Origin of the sequence: Pseudonocardia pini (genome assembly GCF_013870575.1) — a bacterium.
Taxonomy (GTDB): domain Bacteria; phylum Actinomycetota; class Actinomycetes; order Mycobacteriales; family Pseudonocardiaceae; genus Pseudonocardia; species Pseudonocardia pini.
Genome location: NZ_JACBXB010000193.1, coordinates 1 through 8,225, shown reverse-complemented (window position 1 = coordinate 8,225; position 8,225 = coordinate 1). Strand labels below are relative to the sequence as shown.

Annotated in this window: 5 protein-coding genes and 1 pseudogene; 2 read left to right on the top strand and 4 right to left on the bottom strand. The window is 73.1% G+C overall.

The window, feature by feature from the left end:
• Positions 1-376: pseudogene (locus H5J29_RS13485) on the top strand (lysophospholipase); the annotation flags it as partial.
• A 54-nt stretch (positions 377-430) separates the two neighbouring features.
• Here the strand turns inward: H5J29_RS13485 and H5J29_RS13480 are convergent.
• The 4 genes from H5J29_RS13480 to H5J29_RS13465 all read right to left on the bottom strand — a co-directional run bounded on the left by H5J29_RS13480 (position 431) and on the right by H5J29_RS13465 (position 5,618).
• Positions 431-1,792 (bottom strand): MFS transporter, encoded by a 1,362-nt coding sequence (locus H5J29_RS13480; protein WP_181781291.1) that lies wholly within the window; start codon positions 1,790-1,792, stop codon positions 431-433.
• 108 nt (positions 1,793-1,900) lie between these two features.
• A complete protein-coding gene (locus H5J29_RS13475; protein WP_181781290.1) occupies positions 1,901-3,109 on the bottom strand; it encodes an FAD-dependent oxidoreductase in 1,209 nt (402 codons plus the stop codon).
• A 19-nt stretch (positions 3,110-3,128) separates the two neighbouring features.
• Positions 3,129-4,034 carry a formyltetrahydrofolate deformylase gene (purU, locus tag H5J29_RS13470; protein WP_312858201.1) on the bottom strand — a complete coding sequence of 302 codons (906 nt, stop codon included), beginning with the start codon at positions 4,032-4,034 and terminating at the stop codon, positions 3,129-3,131.
• A gap of 60 nt (positions 4,035-4,094) precedes the next feature.
• The gene (locus H5J29_RS13465) at positions 4,095-5,618 is read right to left on the bottom strand and encodes an FAD-binding oxidoreductase (RefSeq protein ID WP_181781289.1); all 1,524 of its coding nucleotides are present in this window, start codon (positions 5,616-5,618) and stop codon (positions 4,095-4,097) included.
• Between the two features lie 140 nt (positions 5,619-5,758).
• On the opposite strand from H5J29_RS13465, the gene H5J29_RS36195 reads away from it, so the two are divergent.
• A complete protein-coding gene (locus tag H5J29_RS36195) occupies positions 5,759-8,014 on the top strand; it encodes an ATP-binding protein (RefSeq protein ID WP_181781288.1) in 2,256 nt (751 codons plus the stop codon).
• The last annotated feature ends 211 nt before the right edge of the window (positions 8,015-8,225 follow it).

Genomic DNA, 8,225 nt, shown 5'->3' with positions numbered 1-8,225 from the left:
GCCGCCGGGACCGCCGTTCCTGGATGTCCCGCCGATGGGGCTGGCCCTGAGCTGGGGGCTGACGTCGTCGCCGCTGACCTACGCACCCGCGGTGGCCGCCGCCGAGGAGCTCGACCGTTCCCGGCCGGGGACACTCGCGAACCTGGCCCGCGTCCCGGTCGCGGTCGTGGAGGCCGAGGCGTCGACGATGCGCGCGGGCTGCGGCCCGGTCGTCGACTTCCTGCGGTCGGCCGGGGTCCCCGTCACGCACCTGCGCCTCGCCGCGCACGGCGTGTTCGGCAACGGGCACGGGGTGATGATCGAGCGCAACAACGCGGCCGCGCTCGAGGTCGTCACCACCTGGCTCGCGTCGGTGGCCCCCAAGGCCCGCGCCTGAGGACGAGCCCGGTCCCGCACCTGCTCCGGCGGCGGTGCGGGACCGGGCTGACCATCAGGCGGTCAGCCCGACCTGCGCGTCGGGGGCTCGACGGCGGGTGCGGCGCCCCTGGGCGCCGATCGCCAGCAGGCAGAGCAGGATCGCAGCGGCCGGGATCGCGACGAGCAGGACGATCGCCGGGCCGTCCAGCCCGGCGGCGATCAACCCGCCACCGACGACGGGCCCCGCGATCGAGCCCACCCGGCCGATGCCGATCGCCCATCCCACGCCCGTCGAGCGGATCTCCGTGGGGTAGCGGGACGAGGCGAACGCGGTGAGGCCGTTCTGGCTGCCCGCGACCCCGGCGCCCGCCAGCAGCGCGGCCGTGAGGAGCAGGGCCTCGCTGCCGAGCGAGAACGTCATCCCCACGATCGCGGCCACCGAGAGCGTGGCCGCGCCGAACAGGATGGGGAGCGGCTTGCGCAACCGGTCGGTGGCGAGCCCGAGGGCGATCCCGCCGATCGCCCCGCCCAGGTTGAACAGGGCCGTCGCCACCAGACCCGTCGTCTGCGACATCCCGGCGATCTGGATCAGCGACGGGAGCCAGTTCAGCAGGAAGTACATGACCAGCAGGCTGAGGCAGAAGGTCACCCACAGGAGCAGCGTGATGGCGGCGCGGCCACCGGTGAACAGTGCCGAGACGGGAGCGCGCTGCTCGGTCGTCGAGGCGGAGGCCACGACCTCGGTCTCCTCGGTCACGGTGGCCGGGTCGATCTGGCGCACCAGCTGCGCCGCCTCCCGCGTCCGCCCCTTGACCAGCAGGAACTGGACCGACTCGGGCAGCCAGAACACCGCCACGACGACCAGGACGACGGTCAGGCCGCCGCCGACCAGGAACACGGAGTGCCACCCGAAGGCCGGCATGAGGAACGCGGCGACGAACCCGCCGACGAACCCACCGAGGATCATGCCCGCCCCGACCACCGTGACCACGGTGGACCGCATCCGGCGCGGGGAGTACTCCGCGGCCATCGCGATCAGGTTGGGGAAGATCCCGCCGACGCCGATCCCCGTGACGAAACGGATCACCATCAACGGGCCGAGGGAGTCGGTGAGGGGCACCGCCAGGGTGCCGAGGCCGAACACGACAGCGCAGATGATGATCATCCGGCGGCGCCCGAAGCGGTCCGCCAGCGGCCCGAAGAGCAGCCCGCCGACCATCATGCCGACGAGGGCGGCGACGAACACCGGAGTGATGGCGGCCACCGGCACACCCCAGTCCGCCGCCACGCTCGACGCCGTGAAGGCCATGCTCTGCGTGTCGTAGGTGTCGATCAGGGCGATCAGGCAGCAGAACGCGATCACGCGCTTCTGGAGCCCCGACAGCGGGGCGGAGTCGATCACGTCGGCGGCGTCCACCGACCGTGGTCCAGTCATCGTCGACCTCTTCCGGAGGGGAGGCCGAGAGCCCCCTGCTCTCAGCTTGTCAGACAGCTTAAAGGCAGGGAGCGCTCGCGTCGACGGGTCGTCTCGTGGCGGGAGTGGTCAGCCGCCCGCGACCGGGACCAGCGGGGCGGAGCGCAGACCCGCCATGCCGAGCTGTGCGGCGTGCACCTTCTCCGGGTCCCCGGCGATCGACCGCGGTCCGGCGAGGTCGGCCTCGAGACGGTCCGGATCGTCCGAGTGGTAGACGAGCCGCTTGAACTCCGAGGCCATCGGCGAGGCGATCTCCACGAACCGCTGCCGCCGCTCCGCGGCCCAACGGTCCAGGACGTCGTCCGCCAGCTCGCCGCGGACCACCGCGGCGAGGGCGGGGTGGAGGACGTACAGGTCGAGCAGGCCGCAGGTCAGGCCGAGCCCGCCGGTGGGGTTGGTCGCGTGCGCGGCGTCCCCGGCCAGCAGCACCCGACCGGCACGGAAGCTCTCCGCCGCCCGCTGGTGCATCCGGTAGGGCGAGTGGTGCTCCAGGACGTACTCCCCGGGCGAGGGGACGAAGGCCTCGAAGAACGCGGGCATGCGGTCCAGGACGGACTCGACGGGCAGGGCCAGGTCCTCCGCGTACGTCACCCGCCACAGGCCGGTGTCGTCGATCTTGGCCACGACCGCCCCGAGCCGGGGGTCCACCACCATGTTGGCGTCGTTGTACCCGTACTCGTCGAAGGGGTAGCGCACGTTGGTCGCGACGAAGCGCTCCGGCCAGGTCATGCCCTCGAAGCCCAGCCCGACGGCCTGGCGCACGGTGCTGCCCGCGCCGTCCGTGCCGACCAGCCAGCGGGCGGTGAAGACCTCCGGGCCGTCCGGACCCTCCGCCGTGACCCGGACCCCGTCGTCGTCCTGGTCGACGCCGGTGACGCGGGTGTTCCAGTGCATCGACGCCCCGGGCTGGGCCTCCAGGTGGCGCAGGGCGATGCGCCCCAGGCGGTCCTGGCCCAGATGGATGTTGTTGTAGGGCCTGCCGGTCACGTCCTCGAGCGACACCCGGCCCCACTCGACGACCTCGCCGGTGCGGTGCACGCGGAGGGTGAGGCCGTCGAGCGACCGCAGGCCCTCCGCCTCGACGTCGGGGAGGACGCCGAGCTCGGCGAGCCCGTCGAGCACGAACCAGAGGTAGGTCATCGCGCGGGGGGAGTCGCCGATGGTCGGCTCGCGTTCGAGGACGGTCACGTCCAGGCCGGAGCGGGCCAGGCCCAGGGCGGTGAGCAGGCCGACCGGGCCTGCCCCCACGACGAGGACGTCGGTGGTCGGGGTCGTCACGGTTGCCTCCATGTGCTGGTCAGAAGACGACGGTCTGGTTGTCGAGGCGGGCCACGCGGTCCTCGCAGTGCCACCGGACCGCCCGGGAGAGCACCGCGCGCTCGACGTCGGCGCCGAGGCGGGTCAGGTCGGCGGCCGAGTGCCGGTGGTCCACCCGCACGACGTCCTGCTCGATGATCGGGCCCTCGTCGAGGTCCTCGGTGACGTAGTGCGCGGTCGCGCCGACGAGCTTGACGCCGCGCTCCTTGGCCCGTCGGTACGGTGCGGCCCCGATGAACGCGGGCAGGAAGGAGTGATGGATGTTGATCAGCGGGCACCCCACCTCCCGCAGGAAGTGCGGCGTGATGATCTGCATGTAGCGCGCGAGCACGACCAGGTCGACGTTGCCGCGCAGCAGCTCCAGCTGGCGCGCCTCCGCCTCCTCGCGGTTGTCCCTGCTCGCGGGGACGTGCACGAACGGGACGCCGAACGGCCGGACCTGGTCGGCGAGCTCCGCGTGGTTGGAGACGACCATCGACACGGTCATGTCCAGCTCCCCGCGGCGGTTGCGCCACAGGAGGTCCAGCACGCAGTGGTCGGTCCTCGACACCATGATCGCGACGCGCTTCGGGGTCGCCGCCCTGGTCAGCCGGTACTCCATCGCGAAGGGTTCGGCCACCTGCTCGCGAAACGCGCGCTCCAGGCCGTCGTGGGCCGCGGCGAGCCCGGGCAGGTGGAAGGTGGCGCGCTGCAGGAAGGTCCCGCCGACGGGTTCGGTGGAGAACTGGTCGAGCGAGGCGATGTTGGCCCCGGCGCCCGTGAGGAAGGTGCTGACGGCGGAGACCACCCCGGGTCGGTCGGGGCACCGGATGAGCAGCCTGCCGATGTCCGTCGTCGGGGTGGGCCGCCCGTTCGGGGCGGGGGAGGGAGGGGCGGGGTGGTCGATCACCGCGGTGGACACGGTTCTCCTCGGGTTCTCGTGCTGTCGGGTTCTCGTGCTGACGGGTCAGGAGCGCGGGGTGCGCAGGTGGGCGGGCCAGACACCGGACTTGCCGGGGGCGAGGATCCCGGCGGGATCGAGCGCGTCCTTGATCCGTTCGGCGAGCCGGCGCTGGGCGTGGTCGGCGAACCCGAACCGGTCCGCGACCTGGTCCATGTGCTGCAGGTTGGTCCGGTAGGGCGCGTAGCCGATCGCCGCGACCTCCTCCAGCAGCTCGGTGTAGCCCGCGTAGACGGCCGCCGTCTGCTGCTCGTTCCGCGGGTCGAAGAAGGTGGTGCTGATGTGCAGCGCGCTGCGCGGGCTGAGGTAGAGGCCGTTGACGTACTGCCTGCCCTGCCGCGCGTACACGGAGCGGACGAGCTTCTCCAGCCGCACCACGGCCTCGCCCTTCGCCGGACCGATGGGCGAGAAGTCCAGATGTCCGGTGACCTCGCCGTAGGGGAGCATCCGGGGGTCGAGCAGGTCCATGTCCGGAACGCCGCGCTGCACGCGCTCGTCGTGGTTGGCGGGGCCGGTGAGGTCGTCGCCGGCGAAGGTCCGCCGTGCCACCTCCACCCCCGGGACCGCCTGCAGCGCCTCCTGGACGATCGCGTACTGGGCGTCGACGAGCGACTCGCGTCCGTAGAGCGCGAACCGGGCCGACCAGCCCTCGCCGTCCGGGTCGAGGTGGAAGTTCCCCTGCTCGTCGACGTCGACCCCGCGGTTGAAGAGCGGGTGGTTCTCGACGGTGCGGTCCAGCATCAGCCCGCGGAGCACGTCGACCACCTCGCCGAGCGTGTCGTACCCGCGGAACCGGGCCCAGCACGCCGCGTACGCCTCCGGCCTGCGCATGACCCACCAGCCCATCCGGGTCACGATGCCGAGGTTCGACTGGTGGAACAGCCCGTCGAAGGAGGGGCCGAAGCTGTGCGGGTAGGTGTGGAACGCGGCGTTGCCCGCCATCGCGCCCATCCCCGTCCGCAGCAGCGAGCCGTCCGGGAGCACGACCTCGAGGCCGCAGACGTTGCGGGCGTGGTCGCCGTACGGTGTGTAGCCGATCCCGTACTCCAGCGAGTTGCCCACGACGCTGCCCCAACCCAGGTCCGGGATGGACGGCCAGAGGTCGCCGCCCGCGGCCTGGAGGGCGTCGAACAGGTCGAACCACCGGACGCCCGGTTCGACGACGGCGTAGGCCAGATCGGTGTCGACCTCCAGGACCCGGTTCATCCCGCGCAGGTTGACCAGCACCGATCCGCGCATCCGGGGGGCGGGTCCGCCGTAGGTGTTGTTGCGGCCCTGGGAGAAGGTCCACAGGGGAACGCCGTGCTCGCCCGCGATGCGCACGATCGCCTGGACCTGCTCGACGTCCGTGGGCATCACGGCGGCGACGGCGTCGAACTCGTCGGACTCGCTGTAGGTGTAGGGGTCGCGGAACTGGCGGAGCTCCGCGGGGTCGCTGATCACGGCGGCCGCGCCGAGCTCGGCCGTGAACGCGTCGAGAGCGCGCGCCAGGGCGGAGGGGGCGACACCCTGGGGAACAGTGCTGGTCATGTGCCTTCTCTCTGATCGCCCGGCGGCACCGGTGCCACCGGGTCCGGCTCTGCGGAGGTCGTCGGTCGGTACGGGTCGGTCCGCCCTGGGGTTACGCTCGCCCCGTGGCGCGGACGCGACGGGGCAACCTTCCGGCGGAGGTGACGAGCTTCGTCGGTCGCCGGACCGAGGTCGCCGGGGTGAAACGCTCGTTGGAGACCTATCGGCTCGTCACGGTCACCGGAACCGGCGGGGTCGGCAAGACGCGGCTGGCCCGCCGGGTCGCGGCGGACGTCGGGGGCGCGTTCCCGGACGGCGTCTGGCTGGTGGAGCTCGACGACCTCGCCGACGGTCCGCTGCTCGCCTCGACCGTGCTGCTCGGGATCGGCGGCCGGGACGACGGTGTGACCGCGGTCGACGACGCACTGCCCGCCTACCTGCGCGACCGCCAGGCGCTGCTCCTGCTCGACGGCTGCGACCGAGTCGTCGAGGCCTGCGCCGAGCTGGTGGAGCGGCTGCTGCAGGCGGCGCCGGGGGTCCGGGTGCTCTGCAGCAGCCGCCGTCCCCTCCGCATCCCGGGCGAGGCGGTGGTGCCGATCGGCCCGTTCCCGGCACCGCCCGAGACCGCCGCTCGGATCGCCGATCCCGCCTCGTACGACGCGGTCACGCTGTTCGTCGAGCGGGCCCTCGCGGTTCGCCCGACCCTGCGGACCTCGGCCGACGATCTCGACCTGATCGCGCGGATCTGCCGTCGGCTGGACGGGTTGCCGATCGCCATCGAATTCGCCGCGGACCGCCTGGACGTCCTCTCGCTGGAAGAGCTGGGGGACCGCCTCGACGACGCCTACCGGCTGCTGGTGACCGCGAAGCGCGGCGCGCCCGAGCGGCAGCGGACCCTGCAGGCACTCGTCGACTCGAGCCATCAGCTGTGCTCGGAGCCCGAGCAGCTGTTGTGGGCGCGGCTGTCGGTGTTCACCGGCCGTTTCGAGCTCCCCGCGGTCGAGGACGTGTGCGCGGACGACCGCCTGCCCAGAGACGCCGTCCTCGACGTCGTGGCAGGACTGATCGACAAGTCGGTGCTGGTGCGAGACGAGCACCCCGGTGGCTCGTGGTTCCGGCTGCCCCGCCTGCTGCGGGACTACGGGGCCCTGCGGCTCGACGAGCTCGACGAGTGGGACCGGCTCCGGAGCCGCCACGTGCGGTGGTGTCAGTGGCTCGCCGACCATGCCGCCGAGGGGCTGCTGACCACGCGGTCCGACGGCTGGATGGGGCAGGTGCGGGGGAACCACGCCAACGTGCGGGCCGCCCTCGAGTACTGCCTGGGGAGCCCGGCCAGGGTCCAGGACGGTCTCCGGCTCGCTGCGGCGCTCTGGTACTACTGGATCATGGCCGGCCGGGTGGCCGAGGGGCGCGAGTGGCTGTGCAGGCTCCTGCGGGCCGCGCCGGAACCGACGACCGCCCGCGCGTCGGCGCTCGGCGCGGCGGCCTACCTCGCGCTCGCGGACCACGGCAGGGCGGACGAGCTGCTCGCCGAGGGCACGGCCCTGGCGGAGCGGCTCGCCGAGCCGACCGTGACCGGGGAGCTGCGCTACGTCGCCGGGCTGCTGGAGCTGCACCGAGGTGACGCCGCGGCCGCGCGCACCCATCTCGCCGTCGCGCTCGCCCGGTTCCGGGAGGGCGGCGACGGGATGGGCACCTCCAAGACCCTGTGCCTGTCGGCGGTGGCGTGCGTCATGGACGCCGCGCCCCGTGAGGCCGTGTCCCTGTGCGACGAGTTCCTGGCCATGCCCGGTGCCTCGAGCGAGAACTGGGGGTTCGCCTACATCCAGTGGACGCGGGCCCTCGCCGCCTGGCGGGAGGGCCTGCCCACGGAGGCCCTGGGCCTGCACCGGCAGGCCGCCGCCCTCGCCCGTCGGTTCGACGACCGCTTCGGGATGGGGGTCTGTGTGCAGAGCGCGGCGGTGCACCTGGAGGCGGCGGGACGCCACCGCGAGGCCGCCGTCTCGCTCGGCGCGGCCGAGGTGCATCGCGTCTCGGGCTTCGGCATGCTCGACGACCTGCGTCGGCGATGCGCCGAGGACGTGCGGGGGGCGCTGGGTCCGGTGCGCTACGCCGAGCTGGTCGAGGAGGGTCGCGGACTGTCCCTCGACCGCGCCGTCGACCGTCTCGTCGGGCAGGAGGGCGGTGCGGCGCCCGCCCCGCTCCCGGGCACCGAGCTGCTCTCCAAGCGGGAGTGGGAGGTCGCCGAGCTCGTCGCCGAGGGGCGGAGCAACAAGGAGATCGCCGCCGCGCTCGTGATCTCGACCCGGACGGCGGAGGGGCACGTCCAGCGGATCCTCGGCAAGCTCGAGTTCCTGTCCCGCGCGCAGATCGCGTCCTGGATGACCGAGCAGCGCGTGCGCGGGGCGACCGGGTAGTCCGCCCCGGGCGCAGCGGCGGGGGTGGGCGGCGACGTCGCGACCCATGGCCTCCCCCTTCGGATGGTCGTGCAGGTGCGGCGGGGCCGCGCCGCCGGGTGTCCGGCAGCACGAAGCCTGCACGCCGGGGGCGAAGGGGTGTACGCGCGGAACTACGTGTCGACTACGTGTTTACGGCTCACGGCCGGTCGACGTGCTCGCCCGCGGCGGT

Excerpts from the sequence above, each read along its gene's own strand:
- H5J29_RS13480 (WP_181781291.1), bottom strand. The coding sequence starts at position 1,792 with ATGACTGGACCACGGTCGGTGGACGCCGCCGACGTGATCGACTCCGCC.
- H5J29_RS13465 (WP_181781289.1), bottom strand. The coding sequence starts at position 5,618 with ATGACCAGCACTGTTCCCCAGGGTGTCGCCCCCTCCGCCCTGGCGCGC.